This window comes from Streptomyces sp. 6N223, assembly GCF_052246635.1.
Taxonomy (GTDB): Bacteria; Actinomycetota; Actinomycetes; order Streptomycetales; family Streptomycetaceae; genus Streptomyces.
The window spans coordinates 167,730-188,765 of the sequence record NZ_JBQQCA010000001.1; the positions used below are offsets into that span (position 1 = coordinate 167,730).

General features: G+C 73.8%; 19 protein-coding genes and 1 pseudogene. 12 read left to right on the forward strand and 8 right to left on the reverse strand.

Going from position 1 to position 21,036, the window contains the following annotated elements; translation table 11 throughout:
* Positions 1–74 precede the first annotated feature (74 nt).
* The 6 genes and pseudogenes from ACTWQH_RS00665 to ACTWQH_RS00690 form a co-directional block, all read left to right on the forward strand.
* Positions 75–203, forward strand: a pseudogene (locus tag ACTWQH_RS00665) (2,3-diaminopropionate biosynthesis protein SbnA); the annotation flags it as partial.
* A gap of 26 nt (positions 204–229) precedes the next feature.
* Entirely contained in the window at positions 230–1,285 is a 1,056-nt protein-coding gene (locus tag ACTWQH_RS00670) for an aminotransferase class V-fold PLP-dependent enzyme (RefSeq protein ID WP_443284264.1), read from the forward strand.
* Positions 1,286–1,378: 93 nt separating this feature from the next.
* Complete coding sequence (locus ACTWQH_RS00675; protein WP_443284265.1) at positions 1,379–1,642, forward strand: GlsB/YeaQ/YmgE family stress response membrane protein; 264 nt, start codon at positions 1,379–1,381, stop codon at positions 1,640–1,642.
* A 13-nt stretch (positions 1,643–1,655) separates the two neighbouring features.
* Positions 1,656–1,784, forward strand: a complete 129-nt coding sequence (locus ACTWQH_RS00680; RefSeq protein ID WP_443284266.1) for an LPFR motif small protein — start codon at positions 1,656–1,658, stop codon at positions 1,782–1,784.
* 477 nt (positions 1,785–2,261) lie between these two features.
* On the forward strand, positions 2,262–3,608 hold the full coding sequence (locus tag ACTWQH_RS00685; protein WP_443284267.1) for a sensor histidine kinase: 1,347 nt from the start codon (positions 2,262–2,264) through the stop codon (positions 3,606–3,608).
* Positions 3,609–3,660: 52 nt separating this feature from the next.
* The gene (locus ACTWQH_RS00690; protein WP_443284268.1) at positions 3,661–4,230 is read left to right on the forward strand and encodes a GAF domain-containing protein; all 570 of its coding nucleotides are present in this window, start codon (positions 3,661–3,663) and stop codon (positions 4,228–4,230) included.
* Here ACTWQH_RS00690 and metG read toward each other — a convergent pair.
* Positions 4,227–5,969 (reverse strand): methionine--tRNA ligase, encoded by a 1,743-nt coding sequence (gene metG / locus ACTWQH_RS00695; RefSeq protein ID WP_443284269.1) that lies wholly within the window; start codon positions 5,967–5,969, stop codon positions 4,227–4,229. The genes ACTWQH_RS00690 and metG overlap by 4 nt on opposite strands.
* 190 nt (positions 5,970–6,159) lie before the next feature.
* Between metG and ACTWQH_RS00700 the strand changes: the two genes are divergently transcribed.
* Complete coding sequence (locus ACTWQH_RS00700) at positions 6,160–7,323, forward strand: anhydro-N-acetylmuramic acid kinase (RefSeq protein WP_443284270.1); 1,164 nt, start codon at positions 6,160–6,162, stop codon at positions 7,321–7,323.
* Between the two features lie 82 nt (positions 7,324–7,405).
* Here the strand turns inward: ACTWQH_RS00700 and ACTWQH_RS00705 are convergent, their stop codons facing one another.
* From ACTWQH_RS00705 to ACTWQH_RS00725, 5 genes are all read right to left on the reverse strand, one after another.
* Complete coding sequence (locus tag ACTWQH_RS00705; protein WP_443284271.1) at positions 7,406–9,547, reverse strand: putative bifunctional diguanylate cyclase/phosphodiesterase; 2,142 nt, start codon at positions 9,545–9,547, stop codon at positions 7,406–7,408.
* Complete coding sequence (locus ACTWQH_RS00710; protein ID WP_443284443.1) at positions 9,544–10,356, reverse strand: SAM-dependent methyltransferase; 813 nt, start codon at positions 10,354–10,356, stop codon at positions 9,544–9,546. Before ACTWQH_RS00710 ends, ACTWQH_RS00705 begins: the two co-directional genes overlap by 4 nt.
* 242 nt (positions 10,357–10,598) lie before the next feature.
* Positions 10,599–11,831 (reverse strand): transglycosylase family protein, encoded by a 1,233-nt coding sequence (locus ACTWQH_RS00715; protein ID WP_443284272.1) that lies wholly within the window; start codon positions 11,829–11,831, stop codon positions 10,599–10,601.
* Positions 11,832–12,000: 169 nt separating this feature from the next.
* The gene (locus ACTWQH_RS00720) at positions 12,001–12,846 is read right to left on the reverse strand and encodes a phosphatase PAP2 family protein (RefSeq protein ID WP_443284273.1); all 846 of its coding nucleotides are present in this window, start codon (positions 12,844–12,846) and stop codon (positions 12,001–12,003) included.
* 260 nt (positions 12,847–13,106) lie between these two features.
* Positions 13,107–14,012, reverse strand: a complete 906-nt coding sequence (locus ACTWQH_RS00725; protein WP_443284274.1) for an SDR family NAD(P)-dependent oxidoreductase — start codon at positions 14,010–14,012, stop codon at positions 13,107–13,109.
* 171 nt (positions 14,013–14,183) lie between these two features.
* Between ACTWQH_RS00725 and ACTWQH_RS00730 the strand changes: the two genes are divergently transcribed.
* The 5 genes from ACTWQH_RS00730 to ACTWQH_RS00750 all read left to right on the forward strand — a co-directional run bounded on the left by ACTWQH_RS00730 (position 14,184) and on the right by ACTWQH_RS00750 (position 19,912).
* Positions 14,184–14,828 (forward strand): TetR/AcrR family transcriptional regulator, encoded by a 645-nt coding sequence (locus ACTWQH_RS00730; protein WP_443284275.1) that lies wholly within the window; start codon positions 14,184–14,186, stop codon positions 14,826–14,828.
* A 52-nt stretch (positions 14,829–14,880) separates the two neighbouring features.
* The gene (locus ACTWQH_RS00735; RefSeq protein ID WP_443284276.1) at positions 14,881–16,635 is read left to right on the forward strand and encodes an acyltransferase; all 1,755 of its coding nucleotides are present in this window, start codon (positions 14,881–14,883) and stop codon (positions 16,633–16,635) included.
* A gap of 60 nt (positions 16,636–16,695) precedes the next feature.
* A complete protein-coding gene (locus tag ACTWQH_RS00740) occupies positions 16,696–17,904 on the forward strand; it encodes an MBL fold metallo-hydrolase (RefSeq protein WP_443284277.1) in 1,209 nt (402 codons plus the stop codon).
* A gap of 135 nt (positions 17,905–18,039) precedes the next feature.
* Entirely contained in the window at positions 18,040–19,050 is a 1,011-nt protein-coding gene (locus ACTWQH_RS00745; protein ID WP_443284444.1) for an aldo/keto reductase, read from the forward strand.
* 7 nt (positions 19,051–19,057) lie between these two features.
* Entirely contained in the window at positions 19,058–19,912 is an 855-nt protein-coding gene (locus ACTWQH_RS00750; protein ID WP_443284278.1) for an amidohydrolase family protein, read from the forward strand.
* Positions 19,913–19,967: 55 nt separating this feature from the next.
* On the opposite strand, the gene ACTWQH_RS00755 is transcribed toward ACTWQH_RS00750, so the two are convergent.
* Positions 19,968–20,318 (reverse strand): DUF3140 domain-containing protein, encoded by a 351-nt coding sequence (locus tag ACTWQH_RS00755; RefSeq protein WP_443284279.1) that lies wholly within the window; start codon positions 20,316–20,318, stop codon positions 19,968–19,970.
* Between the two features lie 45 nt (positions 20,319–20,363).
* Positions 20,364–21,023, reverse strand: coding sequence for an endonuclease (locus ACTWQH_RS00760; protein ID WP_443284280.1), 660 nt, complete (start codon positions 21,021–21,023; stop codon positions 20,364–20,366).
* Positions 21,024–21,036: the final 13 nt, after the last annotated feature.

Here is a 21,036-nt window from a genome sequence, read left to right on the forward strand (position 1 = left end):
AACCCGATGTGCCGACAGCCCTTCGAGCAGCATCCGCCGACGGCCCCCACCCCCGGCCAAACCCGCCAGCAACGCACGCGGGCCGTGACCTCACCGCGGTCTCGATCGCACCGGATCTCGGCGAGCGCTACCTCGACACCGTCTACCAGAAGAACCGGCTGCGGGATCTCTACGGCGAGGAGGCCTACGCCGGAGCCGGATAGCCGGGCCCGGCCCGTACAGTCGGCTCATGGACTCTCTGTGCCCCTCCGAGTTCGCGCCGAAGGCCGTCCACCTCAACACGGCCTCCCGTGGCCTGCTGCCCGCCCGCACCGTCGCCGCCCTCCACGCCGCCGTCGACGACGGCGCCACGACCGGGGCCTTCGGCGCGGACTACTTCGAGACGGCCGCCGCGGCCCGCGCGGCGTTCGCCCGCATCGCGGGCGTCGAACCCGCCCGGGTCGCGGTGGGCAGCGCGGTGTCGGTGCACGTCGCGCTGGTGGCGGCGACGCTGCCGGCGGGGGCCGAGGTGCTCGTCGCCGACGGGGACTTCAGCTCGCTGGTCTCGCCCTTCGCCGCCCGCGGCGACCTCGTGCTCCGCGGCGTGCCGCTGGAGGAGATCGCGGGCGCCGTCCGCCCGGGAACCGCGATGGTGGCGGTGAGCGCCGTGCAGTCCGCCGACGGCCGCATCGCGGACCTCGCCGCCCTGCGGGAGGCGGCGCGGGCCCACGGGGCGCGCACTCTCGTCGACGCCACCCAGGCCGTCGGCTGGCTGCCGCTACGCGCCGCCGACTACGACTACGTGGTGTGCGGCGCCTACAAGTGGCTGCTGTGCCCGAAGGGCACCTCGTTCCTGGCCGTGCCCGAGGACTTCGGCGACCTGCGCGAGCGGTACGCCGGCTGGGCGGCGGCCGAGGACCCCTGGACGGACTGCTACGGGCCCGTCAGGCGGTACGCCGCCACCGCCCGCCGCTTCGACCAGGCGCACGCCTACCTGCCGTACGCCGGCGCCGCCCACTCGCTCGCCCTGATCGAGGAGATCGGCACGGAGCGGATCGCGGAGCACGACGCGGCGCTGGCGGAGCGGTTCCGCGACGGCGTGCGGGCGCTGGGGCTGGCGCCGGTGGCCGCGCCGGGATCGGCCATCGTGTCGGTGCCGGACGCGGGCGGGCTGGTGGACCGGCTGGCGGCGGAGGGCATCGGGGTCGCCAGCCGCGGCGGCAACCTGCGCGCGGCGTTCCACCTCTACAACACGGGGGACGAGGTCCAGCGCGCCCTGGAGGCACTGGCCAGGGCCCGGGGCTAGGCACCGACCGGGGAGTGTCCCCGACCGGGGGAGTGTCCCCCGCCGGATCCGGGGCACTCGGATGGGGACGTTCCCCCCGAAAAGGTGATCGAGATGGAGATAACCGGCATCATCAGCGCCATCCTGGTCGGCCTGGTGATCGGTCTGCTGGCCCGGCTCGTCCTCCCGGGCCGCCAGCGCATCGGCCTGCTGTGGACGATCGCGGTGGGCATCGTCGCCGCGCTGATCGGCTCGGCCATCGCCGAGGGGTTCGACATCGGCGACACCGACGGCATCGACTGGATCGAGCTGGCGATCCAGATCGCCCTCGCCGCCGTGGGAGTGTCGGCCGTCGCGCGGGCCAAGGTCCGCGCCTGATCGGGAGGCAGCCATGCTGACGGCACTCGCCGACGTCCTCCGCGCGATCGGCGGCGCTCTCGCCACCCTGGTCATGCTCCCCTTCCGGGCCGTCGCCCGCCTGCTGGGCGGCATCGCCGACACCCTCCGGGGCCACCACTGACGCCACGCCGCCGCACGCCGCCGCACGCCGCCCCGCCGTGCGCCGGCGTACTCGGGCCGCTCCGCGACAAGCCCCGGCGTCAGCGCCGGCACAGCACGGTCCAGGCCACCATCCGCGCGCGCAGGCTGCCGCCCGCGAGGCGATGCGCACGGTGCGCTGCGCCGCCCGGACCGGATGACGGACACAGCGAGACCGCCCGGGCGAGGGCCCGCGTCGTCGCGTGCCGGCTCGGTTCGCCCGGCGGCGCGCCTCGGCCCGGGGCGTGATCCACGCCCCCGGCCGTGAGCGCTACCAACGCGCCTCCGGCCCGCCCGAGCGCCGGTCAAGTCCGCGAACGCCCGGGTCACTCGTTGGAAGCTGGCGCGGGGTGGCGATTTCCGGAACTGTGCCTATTGGCAGGGTTGTTGACGCATACGGTTGCTTCGGCGCCATCCGGTTCGCCTCCCCCGCCCCCCACACGAGACCCTAAGGACGCCCATGCACCACCCGCCATGCCGCCAGCCATTCGCGGCCCGGCACACCCTGCTGCGCCTCGCCGTACTTCCCGCCGCGCTGGTCGCCGCGATCGCGATCGCAGTCGTCGTCTGCGTGCTCCTGTTGCTCGGCGGCGCCGCCGTCCGGCAGGACGAACCCGAGCCGGGCGGCGAGGCGTTGTGGGGAGTGCTGGTCGTGGCCGCGCTGCTCACCGGCGCCGTCGTCACCGGAGCGGCCGTGGCGGCGGCGGCCGAGGCCGGCACCCGGGCCGACCGCATCGCCGCGCTGTGCCGCCAGGCGGCCCGGGGCCGGATCGAGCTGCAGGCGCTGCTGCGCAAGCTGGAGCTCGGCGAGCGCGCCACGCCGTTGCGCCTCCCGCGGCAGGAGCGGCAGGCGCCGGAGGCGCCGGAGGAGACGCGGGAGGCGGCGGGCGACGCCCTCGCCCAGCTGCGCCACGAGATCGCGGCGCTGCGCCGGGCCGCCGAGGCGACGGTGGCCGAGGCGATCGCCCTGCCCGGGCGGGACCAGGTCGCCCGCGACGAGCGGATCGGCCTCTTCGTCAGCCTCGCCCGCCGGATGCAGGGCTCCGTCCACCGGCAGATCGAGTGCGTCGAGGAGCTGCAGAACGAGGTGGAGGACCCGGAGCTCCTCAAGGGCCTGTGCCAGGTCGACCACCAGGCCACCCGCATCCGGCGGCACGCGGAGAACCTCGCCGTCCTGGGCGGCAGCGTCGCCCGCCGCCCCTGGAGCCGCCCGGTCCGCATGTCGGAGCTGCTGCGAGCCTGCGTCGCCGAGTCGGAGCACTACGCCCGCGTCAGGATCCTGCCGCCCGCCGTCGAGGGCTCGCTGCGCGGCCAGGCCGTCGCCGACGTCGTCCACCTTCTCGTCGAACTCATCCAGAACGCCGCGGAGTTCTCCGCCCCGCAGACGCAGGTGCTGCTGCGGATGCGGGGGACGGCGGCGGGCCTCGTCGTCGAGGTGGAGGACCGAGGGATCGGCATGACCGCGTCGGAGCGGGAGCGGTTGAACGCCGTGCTCGCCTGCGACCCGCGCGCGCACGCCGACGAGCTGCTCGACGACGGCCATGCCGGCCTCTTCGTGGTCGCCTCCCTCGCCAGGCGGCACGGCGTCGCGGTGCAGCTGCAGAGCAACGTCTACGGCGGCGTTCAGGCGGTGGTGGTGCTGCCGCAGGAGCTGCTGGCCGAGGAGGCGGAGGAACGCCGCCACCAGCCCTGGCGTTCGCTGGCGGCGGCGGGCGCGGCGTTGCCCGGCGGGGGCGGGGGCGGGGACGGCGCCCGGGACCAGCAGGACCTCGTGCCGCGCCAGGGCGGGGCGCCCGACGACCGCTAGCCGCCTCGCGCCCGCCGCCCGCCATCCCACCCGTCGCCACCCGAGGAGGACCATGCCGATCACGGCCCCCGCCTACGACCACACCGGCCGCCTGCTGCTCACCCCCGACGACCCCGACGCCGCCCTGCGGGCCCAGCTCCACGCCGAGCTGGGCCTCGCCCCGGCGCCGGTGCCGGACTTCGACGCGGCCGCCCGGGAGCTCGCCGCGGCCACGGGTGCCCCGCAGGCGATGGTCACCCTCGTCGGTGTCGCGCGGCAGTACTTCGCCGGCCTCCACCTGCCGCCCGGCGAGCCGCTGGTCCGTGACGCCGGGCGCGACCACGGCTTCTGCCCGCACGTGGTCGTCAGGCGCCGGGCCCTGGCGCTGGACGACGTGCGCGACTACCCGCGCTTCTCCGCCAACCCGGTGGTGGACGAGGCCGGCATCCGCTCCTACCTCGGCGCCCCGCTCATGGACCCCTCGGGGGTTGCCCTCGGCACGCTCTGCGCCCAGGACCGGACGCCCAGGCCGTGGGACGAGAAGGACCTGAGGACCGTCAAGGACGCCGCCGCCGAGCTGACCCGGCGCATCCTCGCCCGCCGCCCCGACGGGCCGGACCGGCCCTCGCCGGACGCGGCCTAGGCTGCCTCGGGCTCCCCGCCGAAGCGCTCCCGGAAGGCGGCCAGGTCATCCTCCGTGATCTTGGTGAAGAGCACCGGCGGAACGGTGAACCCGGTCCCGGCCGGGACCGCGTCCAGCGCGCGGGCCCGGCCGGCGCCGACCCAGCCGCCCTCCGGCAGCGCCGGGGCGCCGTCCACCGGCCCGAACACCTCCCGCATCGCCCGCGCCGTCGACGGCACGAACGGCTCGGAGACCACCGCGTACAGGGCGATCAGGTTCATCGCCGTGCGCAGCGTGAGGGCGGCGGCGTCCTGGTCGGTCCGGATCTCCAGCCAGGGCGCCTTCTCCTCCAGGTAGGAGTTGCCCGCGCTCCACAGCGCCCGCAGGGCGAACGCCGCCTTGCGGAACTGCAGCGCCTCCATGTGCTCCTCGTACTCCGCCAGCAGCCGGGCGATCTCCTCGCCCAGCCGCCGCTCGGCCTCGCCGGCCTCGTGCCCGGCCGGGACCTCGTCGCCGAAGCGCTTGCGGGAGAAGGACAGCACCCGGTTGACGAAGTTCCCCAGGGTGTCGGCGAGGTCCTTGTTGACCACCGAGGCGAACAGCTCCCAGGAGAAGGAGGCGTCGTCGGACTCCGGGGCGCTCGCCATCAGGAAGTACCGCCAGTAGTCGGCGGGCAGCAGCTCCAGCGCGGCGTCGGTGAACACGCCCCGGTTCTGCGAGGTCGAGAACTTCCCGCCGTAGTACGTCAGCCAGTTGAACGCCTTGACGTAGTCGACCTTCTTCCACGGCTCCCGGGTGCCGAGCAGCGTGGCCGGGAACATCACGGTGTGGAACGGCACGTTGTCCTTCGCCATGAACTCCGTGTAGCGCACGTCGGTGTCCACGTCGAACCACCACGACCGCCAGTCCCGCTCCTCTCCCTCGCCGGCGGCGTCCGACCACTCCTTGGTGGCGCCGATGTACCCGATCGGGGCGTCGAACCAGACGTAGAAGACCTTGCCCTCGGCCGCGAGGTCGGGCCAGGCGTCGGCCGGCACCGGAACGCCCCACTCCAGGTCGCGCGTGATCGCCCGGTCGTGCAGCCCTTCGGTCAGCCACTTGCGGGCGATCGACGACGCCAGCGTCGGCCACTTCGCGCCGGTCGCCTCCACGAACGCCTCGACCTCGCGCTCCAGCTTCGACTGCAGCAGGAACAGGTGCTTGGTCTCGCGGACCTCCAGGTCCGTGCTGCCGCTGACGGCGGAGCGGGCGTTCAGCAGGTCGGTCGGGTCCAGCACCCGCGTGCAGTTCTCGCACTGGTCGCCGCGCGCCGCCTCGTACCCGCAGTAGGGACAGGTGCCCACGATGTACCGGTCGGGCAGGAAGCGGCCGTCGGTCAGCGAGTAGACCTGCCGGGTGGTCCGCTCCTCGATGAAGCCGTTCTCCTTCAGGCGGCGTGCGATGTGCTGGGTGACCTCGATGTTCTGCCGCGAGGAGGTGCGGCCGAAGTAGTCGAACGCCAGGTCGAAGCCGTCGTAGACCGCCTTCTGCGCGTCGTGCTGCCGCGCGCAGTACTCCGCGACCGGCAGCCCGGCCGCCTTCGCGGCGAGCTCCGCCGGGGTCCCGTGCTCGTCGGTGGCGCAGATGTACAGCACGTCGTGGCCCCGCTGCCGCAGGTACCGGGCGTAGACGTCGGCGGGGAGCATCGAGCCGACCATGTTCCCCAGGTGCTTGATCCCGTTGATGTAGGGCAGCGCGCTGGTGATGAGGTGTCGGGCCATCCTCGGATGCTCCAATGGGTGAGAACGGTTGAGGGGGACGATCGATGCGAGAAGCGAAGCGACAGTGAAGGAGTCACGCGGCGTGACGGATCGCGCTACGGATCACGTCAGGGATCGCACTCATCCTACCGAGACCGGCCATCCCCACCCCACCCGGTTTCCGCCCGACCGGCCCTGGACGGTGATCGGCATGCTCAGCGGCACCTCGTACGACGCCGTGGACGCGGCAGCCGCCGAGTTCCGCTTCGAGGGGCGGGAGATCGCGCTGCGGCCCAGGGGGCTGCACACCGAGCCCTACCCCCACTGGCTGCGCGAGCAGATCACCGCCAGCCTGCCGCCCGCCCCCACCACCCTGGAGCGGGTCTGCCGCCTGGACACCGGCCTCGGCCGCTTCTTCGGCCAGGTCGCTGCCCGGGCCAACACCACCCTCACCGCCTCGGCGGCCGAGCTGGTGGTCTCCCACGGCCAGACCGTCTACCACTGGGTCGAGGGCCCCTGCGCCCGCGGCACCCTCCAACTCGGCGGCGCCGCCTGGATCGCCGAGGCCACCGGGCTGCCCGTCGTGTCGGACCTGCGCACCCGGGACATCGCGCGCGGCGGGCAGGGCGCGCCGCTGGCCGCGATCCTCGACGCCCTGCTGCTGCTCGGCGACGGCACCCGGCGCGGGGCGCTCAACCTCGGCGGCATCGCCAACATCACGGTGCGCGACGGCCATGGCGAGGTCATCGCGTACGACCTCGGCCCGGCGAACGCCCTCATCGACGCGGTCGCGGCGGAGGCGAGCGGCGGCGCGGAGCGGATGGACACCGGCGGCGCCCGCGCGGCGCGCGGCACGGTGGACGCCGCGCTGCTCGCGGAGCTGCTGGACGAGCCGTACTACCGGCTGCCGCCGCCCAAGTCCACCGGCAAGGAGCTCTTCCACGCCGGGTACCTGCGGCAGCGGCTGCGCGGCCGGCCGATCGCGGCGGACGACCTGGCCGCCACCGTCACCGAGCTCACCGCCCGGCTGGTGGCCGCCGCCTGCAGCGCGCACCGCCTCACCGAACTGGTCACCTCCGGCGGCGGGGTGCGCAACCCGGTGCTGATGGAACGCCTCCGGACGCTCGCGGCGCCCACCAGGATCAGCCGGGCCGAGGACCACGGGTTGCCCTCGCAGGCGAAGGAGGCGTACCTCTTCGCCCTGCTCGGCTTCCTCAGCCTGCACGGACTGGCCGGCAGCCTGCCCTCGGCCACGGGCGCGCGGGGCGCGGCGGTGCTGGGCTCGTTCACGCCGGGGGAGCGTCCGCTGCGGCTGCCGCCGCCCCGCCGGGACGCGCCGCTGCGGCTGCGGATAGAGGGATCGGAGGGGGACTGAGGACGGCGGAGGCAGGGGCGGCTCGGACCCGCGCCGGGCCGGACCGGCCGGACCGACGGGACCAGGCCGGACCCGGACCGGGTCAGACCGCCACGGGCAGCCGCTCGGGCGGGCCGGGCCTGGCGTAGTACCAGCCCTGCGCCGTGTCGCAGCCCAGGTCCCGCAGCTGCTGCGCCTGCGCGGAGGTCTCCACGCCCTCCACCGTGACCGACAGCCGCAGGGTGTGGGCGAGCGAGACGATGCCCTCCACGATCTTCAGGTCCACCGGGTCGGCCGGGTCGTGCTGCAGGCCCTCGGTGAAGGACCGGTCCAGCTTCAGGGTGTTGGCGGGCAGCCGCCTCAGGTTGGCGAGGTTGGAGTAGCCCGTGCCGAAGTCGTCCAGGGCGATGCCGACGCCCAGCTCGGCGAGCTGCCGCAGCGGCTTCAGCTCGTGCTCGTCCGCCTGGATCATCGCGGTCTCGGTCACCTCCAGACACAGCGAACTCGGCGGCAGCCCGGCCTCCTCCAGCACGGCGACGGTTTCCTCCACGAGGTCGGGGTGGTGGAGCTGGCGCGGGGAGAGGTTGACGTTGATCTTCAGCGGCTTCACGCCACCACCGACGCCGCCGCTCTGCCACTGGCATGCCTGCATCACGGCCTCGCGCATCACCCAGTGGCCCAGCGGCACTATCAGCCCGGTGTGCTCGGCCAGCGGTATGAAGCGGTCGGGCCCGAGTACGCCGTGCCGGGGGTGGCTCCAGCGCACCAGCGCCTCCGCGCCCTCCAGGCTGCCGTCCGCCATCTTCACCAGCGGCTGGTACTCGATAAAGAACTCGGCGCCCTTCAGCGCGGCGGGCAGGTGGTGGGTGAGGTAGTGGCGGCTGATGGCGGTGGCGTCGGCGTCCGGGTCGGCCACCGCGTACCGGTTGCCGCCCTCCGCCTTCGCCCGGTACATCGTGATGTCGGCGCTGCGCAGCACCTCGGCCGGGGTCAGGCGCTCGGCCGGGCCCTCGACGATGCCGATGCTGGCGCGGACCAGCAGCTCCCGGCCCCGGATGGACACCGGCGAGGCCAACGCCCGCAGCGCGCGTTCGGCGAGGGCGATCACCGTGGCGGGGGAGGGCGGGTCGATGACCAGCGCCACGAACTCGTCGCCGCCGATGCGGGCCAGCAGCTGCCCGGGGCCGGTCGCGCACGCCTGGAGCCGCTCGGCGACGGCGATCAGCAGCTCGTCGCCCACGTCGTGGCCGAGGCTGTCGTTGACCACCTTGAAGCCGTCCAGGTCCATGTAGCACAGGCCGATGCGGGAGCAGCCGGAGCCGGGGGCGAGGGTCTGCTCCAGGCGTTCGAAGAACATCGAGCGGTTGGGCAGCTCGGTCAGTGCGTCGTGGGTCGCCTGGTAGCGCAGCCGCAGGTTCAGCAGGCGCCGCTCGGAGATGTCCTCGATCATCGCCAGCATGTAGCGCGGCTCGCCCTCGGCGTCGCGCAGCAGGGAGACGGTGAGGTTGGTCCACAGCACGGTGCCGTCGCGGCGGTGGTACGGCTTCTCGACCTGGTAGTGCTCGCGTTCGCCGCGCATCAGCTCCCGCTGCAGCCGCCACACCTCGGGGGAGTCCTGGGGGTGGGTGAGGTCCATGGCGTTGTACCGGAGCGCGTCGCCCACCGTGCCGCCGAACATGTCGGTCAGCGCGCTGTTGACGTCGAGGATCCTGCCGCTCATGTCGGCGATGCCGATGCCGAGCCGCGCGTCCTTGAACACCGCCCGGAAGCGGGCCTCGCTCTCGTGCAGCGCGTCGGCGATCTCGGTCTGCGCCGCCAGCGCGGCCCGGGAGAGCGCCTCCTGCTCGCTGCGGGTGCGCTCCTGCAGAGCCCGCGCGAAGCCCGCGGCCACGGCGTGCTGCAGCCGCGAGCAGCGCCCCGCCGCCTCCTCCTCGGTGAGCGAGGCGGCGGCGCCGCAGGCGGGGGGCAGCTCGGCGTCGATCACACCCAGCGTGCCCGGCAGGGACTCGGCGGCGGTGCAGTGGGCCGCGACCAGCTCCGCGCCCACGGCCTCGCCGGGGGAGGGGTCGAAGGGCTCGGCGAGCAGCGCGTCGGCGAGCCGGGTGGCCAGCCGCAGCAGCATCTCCTCGAACTCCGCGCGCGTCATGGAGGTGGTGATGTCGGGATAGACCGCCCGGCACCAGGCGCGTGCCAGGCGGCGCAGCGCGTCGGACGGCTCGGCGGGCGTTCTCGGCAGGGATGTCACGGCTTGCGCCCTACCCCCGCGTAGCCGGTGAAGACGATGGGGTCCTCCTCCTCGACCGGCCCGTCGGGATGCCAGTTCGGCATCGCGACCAGGCCCGGCTCCACCAGCTCGAAGCCCTCGAAGAAGCGCGCCACCTCCGGGCCCGAGCGCATCACGAGGTTGGAGCCGCTGCTGCGGTAGACGTCCGTCACGGCCTGGGCCTGCTGGGGGGTGTTGGGGCCGCCCTCGGTGGAGGCGTGGGTGACGACGACCAGGCTGCCGGGCGCGAGCGCCTCGCGCAGTTCGGCCAGCGCGGCATGCGGCTTGTCCTCGTCGTCGAGGAAGTGGAGCAGGGCGACGAGCAGCAACGCCACCGGGCGGTCGAGGTCGAGCAGCCGCCGCACCGGCTCGCTGCCGAGGATGCCCGGGGGATCGAGGAAGTCGGCCGCGACGATGTCGGTCCGGTCGTCGCCCTTCAGCACGGCGCGGCCGTGGGCGACGGCCACCGGGTCGTTGTCGACGTACACGACGCGGGCCTCGTCGCTGGCGGCCCGGGCGACCTCGTGGACGTTCCCGAAGGTGGGGATGCCGGAGCCGATGTCGAGGAACTGCGTGATGCCCCGCGCGACGGCGTACCGCACCGTGCGCCGCATGAAGGCACGATTCGCCTGCATGATCTTGGGCAGGCCGGGAAAGGCGGCCATCGCCTTGCGGGCGGCCTCCCGGTCCGCCTCGAAATTGTGCGATCCACCGAGGTAGTAGTCGTACATGCGCGAAACGCTCGGCACGGACAGATCGATACCCGGCGGCGCCCAGGCGGGTCGCTCCATCGCCATCTCCAATGTCCCCAGCATGCGTGCGAATTGGCCCCCGCGACGCATTGAGGGTACTGACCTCACGGCGGGCGGGGGAAGGAAACGGAGGATCGCCCTCCCCATTCTGGGTCGGTATCGCGATGTCTGTCCCGATTGGCCGCCGGGAACAAGGACGACAACGCGCCACCTCGCTGGCCGATTCGGCCACCTCATGGGGCCGTGATCGTGCCGAGATCAGCCGGAGCCGGCCGCGGACCTCAGAGCGAGACGCCCTTCTCCCGCAGGTATGCCAGCGGGTCGATATCCGTCCCGAACGCCTCGCCGGTGCGGATCTCGAAGTGCAGATGCGGCCCCGTGGAATTCCCGGTGGAGCCGGAGCGCCCGATCCGCTGGCCGCCGCTCACCGGCTGCCCCTCGGAGACGGAGATCGCCGAGAGGTGGGCGTACTGGCTGTACCTGCCGTCGGGGTGCCTGACGATCACCTCGTACCCGAAGGAGCCGGCCCACCCGGCCGAGATCACCTCGCCGCTGGTCACCGCCTTCACCGAGGTGCCCGTCGCCACGGGGAAGTCCACGCCGGTGTGGTACCCGAGGGACCAACTGCCCCCAGTGGCTCCGTACACCGTGCCCGCGGCGGCGTCGACCGGGGCCGTGTAGCTCGCGGCCTGCTCCTGCTGTCCGGGGTCCTGCTGCTGGGGCTGCTGCTCGCGCTCCCCCTGCGGCTCGTCGGCGCCCGCGTCCTCCTGCGGCTGCCCCTGGGACTGGTCCTGGTCCTGGTCCTGTTCCTGCTCGGCCTCGGGCTCCTCGCGGGTGTCCTCCCGCTGCCCGTTCTGCCCGTTCGCGGTGTCCGGCGCGCGCAGCGCCAGCACCTGGCCGGGGAAGATCAGGTTCGGATTCCGGCCCACGACCTCGCGGTTGAGGTCGTAGAGCGACCGCCAGCCGCCGGAGACGTCGTGGTCCTGCGCGATGCCGAAGAGGGTGTCGCCGCCGACGACCTCGTACTCCGCGGCGTTCGACGCCTGCCGTGCTCCGGCGCCTGCGCCCTGCTGGCCGGCCTGCTGGTGGCCGGCGGGCTCCGCTTCCGGCTCCGGGGCGACGTCGGGCGCCACACCGTCGCGCGTCAGCCCGGCCTGCGGGCCGCAGGCGGGCCAGGCCTGCGGCCCCTGGCCGGCCAGCACCTCCTCGGCCACGGAGATCTGCTGGTCCATCGTGGCCAGATCCGCCCGCGCCGCGTACTCGGTGCCGCCGTACGCCTCCCAGGTGCTCTGCAGGAACTGCAGGCCGCCGTAGTACCCGTTGCCGGTGTTGATCCGCCAGTCGCCGCCGCTCTCGCAGTCGGCGACCTCCTCCCAGGTGTCCACCGACGCCGCTCCCGCGCCGCTCGCGCTGATCAGCGGCAGCGCCAGCCCGGCCCCGGAGGCGGTGACGGTGAGAGAGGCGCGGGATACCGCGCTGGGCTTGTAGCGGCGATGACGTCCACGCGTGGTCATGGGCGGATCCCTCCCCGGGCCGGCGCTCACTGCATCCCGTCAGATTATGTCCTGATCATGGGAGTTGTATGGCGGATCAACGATATGAGCGCGGAATCCACACCTCAAGAACGGCTGGGAGGGAAAGGACGGAGAGGGCCGGCTGGGAGGAGCGGGCCGGCGGCCGGCGTCAGCGGCCCCGTCTCTGAGTGCCTCGCGAGGCCGCGGTGCGCGCTGGAGCCTCCTCCGCTTCCTCTTCCTCGGGGCGTGCGGTGGGCTTCTCCGCGGTGGGGCCCTGTGGCTCCGCCGACGCGCCGGGCGCGGGCGAGCGCGCGTCCCGGCCCGCCTCCGTTTCCCGCCGTGACGGCGCCGTTTCGCCGGGCAGGATGCGCGGCGGCCGCAGCATCAGCAGGATGCCGCCGAGCAGCACCGTGGCCACGATCCCGTCCATCCAGTAGTGGTGGCCCGTGCCCACCACGGCCAGCACCGTGATGAGCGGATGCAGCAGCCACAGCCAGCGCAGCCGGCCGCGCGTGGCGACGATCAGGCCGATGGCTATCACGACGGCCCAGCCGACGTGCAGCGAGGGCATCGCCGCGAACTGGTTGGCCATCGAGTCCGCATCCGGCTTGTCGTACACGGCGGGGCCGTACACCACGCCGGTGTCCACCAGGCCCGACTCGCGGAACAGCCGGGGCGGGGCCAGCGGCACCAGAAGGTGCAGCACCAGCCCGGCTCCGGTCAGCCAGGTGAACACCCAGCGGATCCACACGTAGTGCGCGGGGCGGCGCCAGTACATCCAGACGAGAAAGAGCACCGTGGCCGGGAAATGCACCGTCGCGTAGTACACGTTGACGGAGCGAATCACGGCCTCGCTGTGGAGCAGCAGATCCTGCACCGACGCCTCGCTGGGCAGGTGCAGCCACCGCTCCAGATCCCAGACGCGCTCCGCGTTGTCATACGCGTCCGCGAACTGCCCGTTGGCCGCGCGTCTGCCGAACTTGTACCCCAGGTACAGCGCGGATATCAGCAACAACTCCCGGACGAGTGGCGGCCGGCGTGACGGCGCGACAGGCTCTCGGGTTCGCGCGGCGACGCGCTTCAGCACCCCTGTGCTTCGCATAGACAGTAATCCCGAATGGCAGGTTTCTCGGACTGCGGTGAGGGAAGCGCGGAGAGTCCCTCTCAACCACGCCTCGAAGTCTTTGCCCTTCGCTGAGTCTACGGGCCACCCCCCGTCCAGATGCGGTCTCACTCCCGTTCGGCATATTTTCGCCCTCGCCGCCGGGCCGACCGCTACGCCCGCGGTGCCGCCGCGCTCGTCACCTCCCCCTCCCCGCCGGCGCCCGCGCCCGCGTCCTTGCCGCCGATGCCCAACGCCGCCGTGAGGACGCGGTCCCGGGTGCGGGTGGGCAGCCTGGTCAGCATCCCGACCTGCCGGGCCGAGCCCACGGCGTACCGGATCCTGGGCCGGCGGGCGGTCACGGCCTTGACGATGGCCTTGGCCACACCCTCGGCCGGATGCCGCCTGGTCTTGGCCGCGGCCACCTCCAGCCGCTTGACGCGCGCCGCGTACAGCGTGGTGAGCCGCGGGTCGGCCCGGACGAGCGCGGCGCGGGCCGCCGCCTCGGTCTTGGCCCACAGCGGCGTCTGCGTGGTGCCCGGCTCCACGAGCGAGACCGTGATGCCGAAGGGCGCCAACTCCACGCGCAGCGCGTCGGATATCGACTGCAGGGCCGCCTTGCTGGCCGAGACCGGCGCCGCGAAGGGCACGGCCAGCCGAGCGGTGGGGGCCGAGACGTTGACCAGTCGGCCGCGACCGGCGCGCAACAGCGGGAGGAACGCCTGGATGGCGTGGACCGCGCCGTGCACGTTGACCGCGAACTGCCGCTCCAGGTCCTCGGACGGCACCAGTTCCACCGGGCCCTGGATCATGATGCCCGCGTTGTTCACCAGGGCGTGCAGCCCGGCCCCGCCCAGCAGGTCGGCCACCGCCGACGCCGCGTCGCGCACCGAGCCGCGCTCGGTGAGCTCCAGGGGGATCTGGCGCACGCCCGGGATGCCGTCCAGCTCCGGGCTGTCCCGGCGCACCCCGGCGAACACCGTGAATCCCCGCTCGGCCAGCGCCCCGGCCGTGGAGACCCCGATGCCGCCGGACGCTCCGGTCAGGAACACCGCACGGCCGTCGCTGCCTTCGCTCATGGCTCTCCCTCGCAATGCTCTGCTGTCGTCGTGGCCGGCGGCGCTGCGCCTCCACGGTATGCGAATGATTATTCGTGTTCTGGTCCCCAGAGATTACGAATCTTTATTCGCGTTGTCAAGGCTGCCATCATGGGCGGGCGAAGCACCGGGGACGGGAAGGGAACGAGGCCCATGGCCGAGGGGACGCGACCACGGCGTCGGCGTCAGGCGCGCGGCGAGCAGCGGATCGCCCAGATCATCGACGCGGCGGCGGACGTCTTCGCGCGCCACGGCTACGAGGGCACCACGACCGTGAAGATCTCCGCGGCCGCCGGCATCTCCCCGGGCTCGCTCTACCAGTTCTTCCCCAACAAGGAGGCCATCGCCAAGGCCCTCGCCGACCGGTACGTGACCGAGCTGGCCCAGGCCCATGAGGCGGTCTTCCGCGGCGTCGACCTCGCCTCCCTCGACCTCCCGGCCCTGATCGACCAGGTCGTCGACCCCCTCGTCGCCTTCAACATCGCCAACCCCGGCTTCCAGGCCCTCTACGCCCGCCCCGACCAGCCCGCCGCGCTCACCGAGGCCGCCGGCGCCCTCGACAAGGCCGTGCTCGGCCGCATCATCGACCTCTTCGCGGCGCGCGCCCCCCACCTGACCGCCGCCGAGGCCACCCTCACCGCGCAGATCGGCGGCCAGATCTTCAAGGCGTTGATCCCCATGGTGGTGTCCTCCGAGGGCGAGGAGCGCGAGGCGGCCATCCGCGAGACGAAGCGCGCCATCCACGCCTACCTCGCCTCCGTCCTCGGCGAGCGGCAGCCCGCGCGGGGCCACCGCTGACCACGGTGCGAAAGCGCTTGCCCTGCTCCCCTCGGGCACATAGCGTCCCCATGTGACCGACCCCACCGACGCCACCGACCTCTCCGACGAGCAGGACCGCCCGGACGGGCTCTTCGACTTCTGCCCCTGGTTCTTCGAGAAGGACGCCTCCGAGGCGCAGCGCGCCGCGCAGCGCGAACGCCAGCGGCGGCTGACCGAGACCGGCGACGTCCGGATCGGCCGGCGGTGCTTCGTCTCCCCGCTGGCAGCCGTCCACCCCGACAGCCTGCGGCTGGGCGACGACTCCTACATCGCCGCCCACGCCTACGTCACCGGGGTCGTCCACGCCGGGGCCGACTGCACCTTCAACCCCTTCACCACCGTGCGCGGCACCGTGACCCTCGGCGAGGCGGTGCGCATCGGCGCCCACACCTCGCTGCTCGGCTTCAACCACTCCATCGCCCCCGACCGCCGCGTCCACAAGCAGCCCACCACCAGCCGCGGCATCACCGTCGGGGACGACGTGTGGATCGGCTCCCACGTGGTGGTGGTCGACGGCGTCACCATCGGCGACCACTGCGTCATCGGCGCCGGAGCCGTCGTCACCCGCGACGTGCCCGACTGGGCCGTCGTCGCCGGAAACCCCGCCCGCTTCATCCGCGACCGCCGGGACCAGCGCGGCCGCAGCGGCTCCCGCCCCGGCGGCCTCGACGAGCGGCTGGCCAGGTTCGCGGACACCGCCCGCGAGCAGGCCGCCGCCGTCCTCGACCGCTGCTGGGACGGCGAGCGCTACCGCGACCGGCCCGGCGCCCCGCCCACGGTCCGGGCCCACTGCGACGCCATCGAGATCGCAGACCTGCTGCTGGGCGAGGCCCCCGCCCACCTTCTGGCCGCCGCCCACGCCGAACGGCTGCGCGCCGCCCAGGACCCGGAAACCGGCCTGGTGCCCGAGCTGGACGCCGCCACCGGCCGGCCGCGCGCCCTGGCCGAGCCCGACCCCGACGACGGCTTCGTCGACGACGGCGCCGCGCTCTACCACGTCCTGTCCGTCGGCTACGCCCTGCGGCTGCTCGACGAGTCCGCCCCGGCCTTCCCCCACCCCGTGCACACCGTGCGGCGGCTCGGCGCCGACCAGCTGCTGCGTCGCCTGGAGCGGCTGCCCTGGCGGGAGCGGGCCTGGCATGCCGGCAGCTGGATCGACACCTACGCCACCGCCGTGCACTTCAACCTCGACCACGTCGCCGGAGGCCACGGCGCGCCGCCGGCCCCGCCCGCCGCCCTGGAGACGCTCTTCGGCTGGCTGCTGACCCGCGTCGACCCCTGGACCGGGATATGGGGTGACGCCGACCCCGCGACCGGCCGCCTCCAGCCCGTCAACGGCTACTACCGCCTCACGCGGGGCAGCTTCGCCCAGTTCGGGGTGCCGGTGCCGCACCCGGAGCGGGTGATCGACACCGTCCTCGACCACGCCCGCGACCCCCGGTACTTCGGCCAGGACCGGGAGAACGCCTGCAACGTGCTCGACGTCGCCCACCCGCTGTGGCTCGCCGCCCGGCAGACCGGCCACCGCGCCGCCGAGGCGCGCGCCTGGTCCGAGACACAGCTCGCCCAGGCCCTCGGCCGCTGGCACGACGGCCGCGGCTTCGGCTTCGGCCCGGCCCCGGACGGCACCGGGCCCGGCCGCGAACCCGGACTGCAGGGCACGGAGATGTGGCTGGCCATCCTCTGGCTGCTGGCCGATCTCACCGGCCGCGCCGACGTCCTCGGCTACCGGCCCCGGGGCGTTCACCGTCCCGAACCCGTGCGCACCCTTGCCCGTCGCGCGTGATCCGATGGCCTGTCAGACGCCTCGACTACAGTGGCGTAAACCGCGCCCTGGGAGGTTGATGTGACCGGCTTGTCCCTCTCGCCCGCCCGGATCCTGGCCAGGCTGCGGCCCGCCTCGTTCGGTGCCCGGCCCACCGGCGAGCGGCTGGCCCGCATCCAGCGCTCCCCGCAGTACCGGGACGGCGCCTTCCGCAACGACCGGCCCACCCAGACCCTCCGCGTCGGGGCGGTCCTGCCCCTGCTGCGGGACTCGCTGCGCCGCGCCAACCGCGTGCGGCGGGTGCCCGCGTCCGCGCCGCCGCTGGTGCGCCCCGCCGCCGCCGACCCGGGCGACGTCCCCGCCTCCGGCCTGCGGCTGACCTGGCTGGGACACGCCACCGTGCTGGCCGAGATCGACGGCCACCGCGTGCTGTTCGACCCGGTCTTCGGCGAGCGCTGCTCCCCCTTCACCTTCGCCGGCCCGAAGCGGCTGCACCCCCTCCCCGCGCCGCTGGCCGAACTCGGCGAGATCGACGCGGTCGTCATCTCCCACGACCACTACGACCACCTCGACATGCCGACCATCCGCGCGCTGGCGCCCAGCGGCACCGTCTTCGCCGTGCCGCTGGGCGTCGGAGCCCACCTGGAGCACTGGGGCGTGCCGCCCCGCCGCATCCGCGAGCTCGACTGGCACGAGTCGACGCGGGTCGGCGAGCTGACGCTGACCGCCACTCCCGGACAGCACTTCTGCGGCCGCGGCCTCATCAACCACTCGCGGACGCTGTGGGCCTCCTGGGTGGCCGCCGGCCCCGGCCACCGGATCTACCACAGCGGCGACACCGGGTACTTCCCGGGATTCGCCGCGATCGGCGCGCAGCACGGCCCCTTCGACGCCACCATGGTGCAGATCGGGGCCTACAGCAGCGAGTACTGGCCCGACATACACATGACGCCCGAGGAGGGCGTCCAGGCGCACCTCGACCTCTCCGGCGATGGCCCCCGCGGCGTCATGCTGCCCATCCACTGGGGCACGTTCAACCTGGCGCCGCACCCCTGGGAGGAGCCGGCCGAGCGCACCGTGGCGCACGCCGCCGGCGCCGGCGTCACCGTGGCGGCGCCACGGCCGGGGGAGTCCTTCGAGCCCGCGGGCCCGCTGCCCGGCGAGCCGTGGTGGCAGGCCGTCGCCGCCCGCCCGGGCATGGGGGCACCTCCCAGGCCCCCAGGAGCCTGGGGGAGGGTGCCCGCGCCCGAGGCCCCGCTGAGCCCGCAGACCGCCGAGGGCCGAGGCTGAGAGCGATCGGGAGCGATCGGTGCGGAGGCCGCGAAGCCCCGCCCTGCTGTGTCCTTGTGTTCGATGTTGTGCCGACCTTAGGGTGCCGCTGAGCCGCGACAACTTCAGAGCCGAAAGGTGGCAACCACCGTGCGGATCCGGCGGAACGGGCTTGGCCGCAGCCACGTCACCATCACCGAACTCTCGCTCGGCGGCGCGCCGCTCGCCGGGCTCTACAGCGCGGTCACCGAGGAGGACGCCCGCGCCACCATCGAGGCGGCGTGGGAGGAGGGCATCCGCGGTTTCGACACCGCCCCGCACTACGGCCTGGGCCTGTCCGAGCTCCGCTTCGGCGGCGTGCTGAAGGCCAAGCCCCGCGAGGAGTTCACCCTCTCCACCAAGGTCGGCCGGCTCCTCATACCCAACGACCCCACCGACGACATGACGGCCGCCTTCGGCACCGACGCCCAGCACGGCTTCCCTGCGCTGCCCGCCACCCACCGCCGCGAGTGGGACTTCAGCGCCGACGGGGTGCGCCGCAGCCTGGAGTCCAGCCTGGAACGCCTCGGCCTCGACCGCGTCGACATCGTCCTCATCCACGACCCCGACGACCACGAGGAGCAGGCGTTCGCGGAGGCCTATCCGGCGTTGGAGCGGATGCGCGCCGAGGGCACGGTCGGCGCCATCGGTGCCGGCATGAACCAGGCCGCGATGCTCGCCCGGTTCGTGAAGGACACCGACGTCGACGCGGTGCTGCTCGCCGGCCACTACACCCTCCTGGACCAGGACGGGCTGGCCGAGCTGCTGCCCGCCGCCGCCGAGCGCGGCAAGAGCGTCATCATCGGCGGTGTCTACAACACCGGCCTGCTCGCCGACCCCAAGCCCGGCGCCACCTACCACTACGAGCCGGTGCCCGAGCCCGTGCTGGACAGGGCGCTGCGCATGAAGGACGTCGCCGAGCGCCACGGGGTGCCGCTGCGCGCCGCCGCCCTGCGCTTCCCCTTCGGCCACCCCGCCGTCGCCAGCGTCCTCGTCGGCGCCCGCTCGGTCGCCGAGGTGCGCGACGCCGCCGAGATGTTCCACCACCCCGTCCCGGCCGCGCTGTGGGAGGAGCTGCGCGCCGAGAAGCTGCTGCCCGCCGGAGTGCCGGTGCCCGAAGCCCACTGAAAGGCGCGTGCCCGTGACGATCATCGACGCCCACCACCACGTCTGGGACCTCGCCGTCCGCGACCAGGACTGGATCACCGGCGAGGCCATGGCCCCGCTGCGCCGCGACTTCTCCCTCGCCGACCTGGAGCCCGAGGCGAGCGCGGCCGGGGTCACCGGCACCGTCCTCGTCCAGACCGTGACGGTCGCCGAGGAGACCCCCGAGTTCCTGGCCCTGGCCGACGACCACGAGCTGGTCGCCGGGGTGGTCGGCTGGACCGACCTGACCGACCCCGGCGTCGCCGACGCGCTCGCGGCGCTCGCCGCGCTCCCCGGCGGCCGCCACCTGGTCGGCATCCGGCACCAGGTGCAGTCCGAGCCGGACGCGGCGTGGCTGCTGCGGCCCGAGGTGGAGCGCGGCCTCGCCGCCGTCGCCGCCGCCGGGCTCGTCTACGACCTGCTGGTCCTGCCCCACCAGCTGCCCGCCGCCGTCCAGGCCGCCGCCCGGCTGCCCCAGCTCACCTTCGTCCTCGATCACCTGGCCAAGCCGCCGATCGCCGCCGGCGACATCGGCGCCTGGGCCAAGGACATCGCCCGGCTGGCCGCCCTGCCCAACACCGTCTGCAAGCTGTCCGGCATGGTCACCGAGGCGGACTGGCAGGCCTGGACCTCCGACGACCTGCGCCCGTACGCCGACACGGTGATCGACGCCTTCGGCCCCGAGCGCGTGATGTTCGGCTCCGACTGGCCGGTGTGCCGCCTCGCCGCCACCTACGCCGAGGTGATGGCCGCCGCCCGCGATCTCACGGAGCGGCTGACCGCCGCCGAGCGGGAGGAGGTCTTCGCGGGGACGGCGATCCGTACGTACGGCCTGTCCGCCTAGGAGGCCAGGGGGTCTGTCCCCGCCCTGCCCTCCCTTCCCGAAGCCGCTGGCCGGTCTAGCCGCGCAGCGGGTCGTGTCCCAGGCTCATCAGGCGGTAGCGCCAGTCGGGTTCGGGAAGGGACGGGCGCGGGCCGGCGGAGCGTTCGGTCTGGACGGTGTCGACCACCTCGCGCATCAGGCGGAGGTCGGACTCGTTGAGGTCCATCGGGCGCTTGTGCAGCAGCGACAGCACCCCGCGGCCCTGCTTGACCTCCGGGGACTCCGTCTCCGCCCCGCCGGCGGTGCGCAGCCAGGCCGCCAGCTCCTGGGAGGTCATGTTCACCACCGACCGGAACTCCGACGACACCACGTCGAGTTCCAGGGGCTCCAGCTCGTCGAAGGGGCGCTCGTCATGGAAACCGGACATGTCCGCCGGGTCCCCACCCTCGCCCGCCGGAAACACCGGAGATCCTCAGCGCGCCGCCAGCGAGCGCACCTCCTCGGCCAGCCTCTTGTCGAGCGCCACCCGCACCAGGCCGGCGGTGAGCCGCGGCACCTCCTCGCGCCCCACCAGCCGCGTCAGCGGCCCCGGCGAGCGGGGCAGGCCGAGCCGCTGCGCGCCGTCGCGCACCTTGGCGTCCATGTGGGGCGCGTACTCCGGCCACACCGCCTGCACCTCGCGCAGGAAGATGTCGACGCCCATCGGCCCGATGCCCGGGAACTCCCGCAGCGCCTCCGCGATCGGGTGCCGCTCGCGCAGCCGCCGCAGGTCGCCGCCGTACCGCTCCAGCACCTTCTCGGCCGTCTGTCCCAGCCGCGTCGCGGTCGACTCGTCGTAGCGGCGGTAGCCGCCCCGGCCGAGCGCGTCCACCCGCTGCTGCCAGCTCGCCTCGGCCATCCGCTTGGCGTCGCGCATCCCCGCGTCGAACAGCTCCCGCGCGGACGCCACGGCGGCGTCCGCGCGGATCCGGCCGGACAGCAGCTGCGACAGAACCAGCAGCTGGAAGAGCGGCCCGGGCGTGTTCCGCAGCCGGATGCCCGCCTGGGCGGCGTAGGTCTGCCCGGCGCGGTCCAGCAGCGCCCGGACCGTCTCCTTCTCGCTCGCTCCGCTTCTTCCGCTTCCACTGTTCATGCGCCCCGGGTGC

Excerpts from the sequence above, each read along its gene's own strand:
- ACTWQH_RS00670 (WP_443284264.1), top strand. The coding sequence starts at position 230 with ATGGACTCTCTGTGCCCCTCCGAGTTCGCGCCGAAGGCCGTCCACCTC.
- ACTWQH_RS00675 (WP_443284265.1), top strand. The coding sequence starts at position 1,379 with ATGGAGATAACCGGCATCATCAGCGCCATCCTGGTCGGCCTGGTGATC.
- ACTWQH_RS00680 (WP_443284266.1), top strand. The coding sequence starts at position 1,656 with ATGCTGACGGCACTCGCCGACGTCCTCCGCGCGATCGGCGGCGCTCTC.
- ACTWQH_RS00685 (WP_443284267.1), top strand. The coding sequence starts at position 2,262 with ATGCACCACCCGCCATGCCGCCAGCCATTCGCGGCCCGGCACACCCTG.
- ACTWQH_RS00690 (WP_443284268.1), top strand. The coding sequence starts at position 3,661 with ATGCCGATCACGGCCCCCGCCTACGACCACACCGGCCGCCTGCTGCTC.
- metG (WP_443284269.1), bottom strand. The coding sequence starts at position 5,969 with ATGGCCCGACACCTCATCACCAGCGCGCTGCCCTACATCAACGGGATC.
- ACTWQH_RS00700 (WP_443284270.1), top strand. The coding sequence starts at position 6,160 with ATGCTCAGCGGCACCTCGTACGACGCCGTGGACGCGGCAGCCGCCGAG.
- ACTWQH_RS00710 (WP_443284443.1), bottom strand. The coding sequence starts at position 10,356 with ATGGAGCGACCCGCCTGGGCGCCGCCGGGTATCGATCTGTCCGTGCCG.
- ACTWQH_RS00715 (WP_443284272.1), bottom strand. The coding sequence starts at position 11,831 with ATGACCACGCGTGGACGTCATCGCCGCTACAAGCCCAGCGCGGTATCC.
- ACTWQH_RS00725 (WP_443284274.1), bottom strand. The coding sequence starts at position 14,012 with ATGAGCGAAGGCAGCGACGGCCGTGCGGTGTTCCTGACCGGAGCGTCC.
- ACTWQH_RS00730 (WP_443284275.1), top strand. The coding sequence starts at position 14,184 with ATGGCCGAGGGGACGCGACCACGGCGTCGGCGTCAGGCGCGCGGCGAG.
- ACTWQH_RS00755 (WP_443284279.1), bottom strand. The coding sequence starts at position 20,318 with ATGTCCGGTTTCCATGACGAGCGCCCCTTCGACGAGCTGGAGCCCCTG.
- ACTWQH_RS00760 (WP_443284280.1), bottom strand. The coding sequence starts at position 21,023 with ATGAACAGTGGAAGCGGAAGAAGCGGAGCGAGCGAGAAGGAGACGGTC.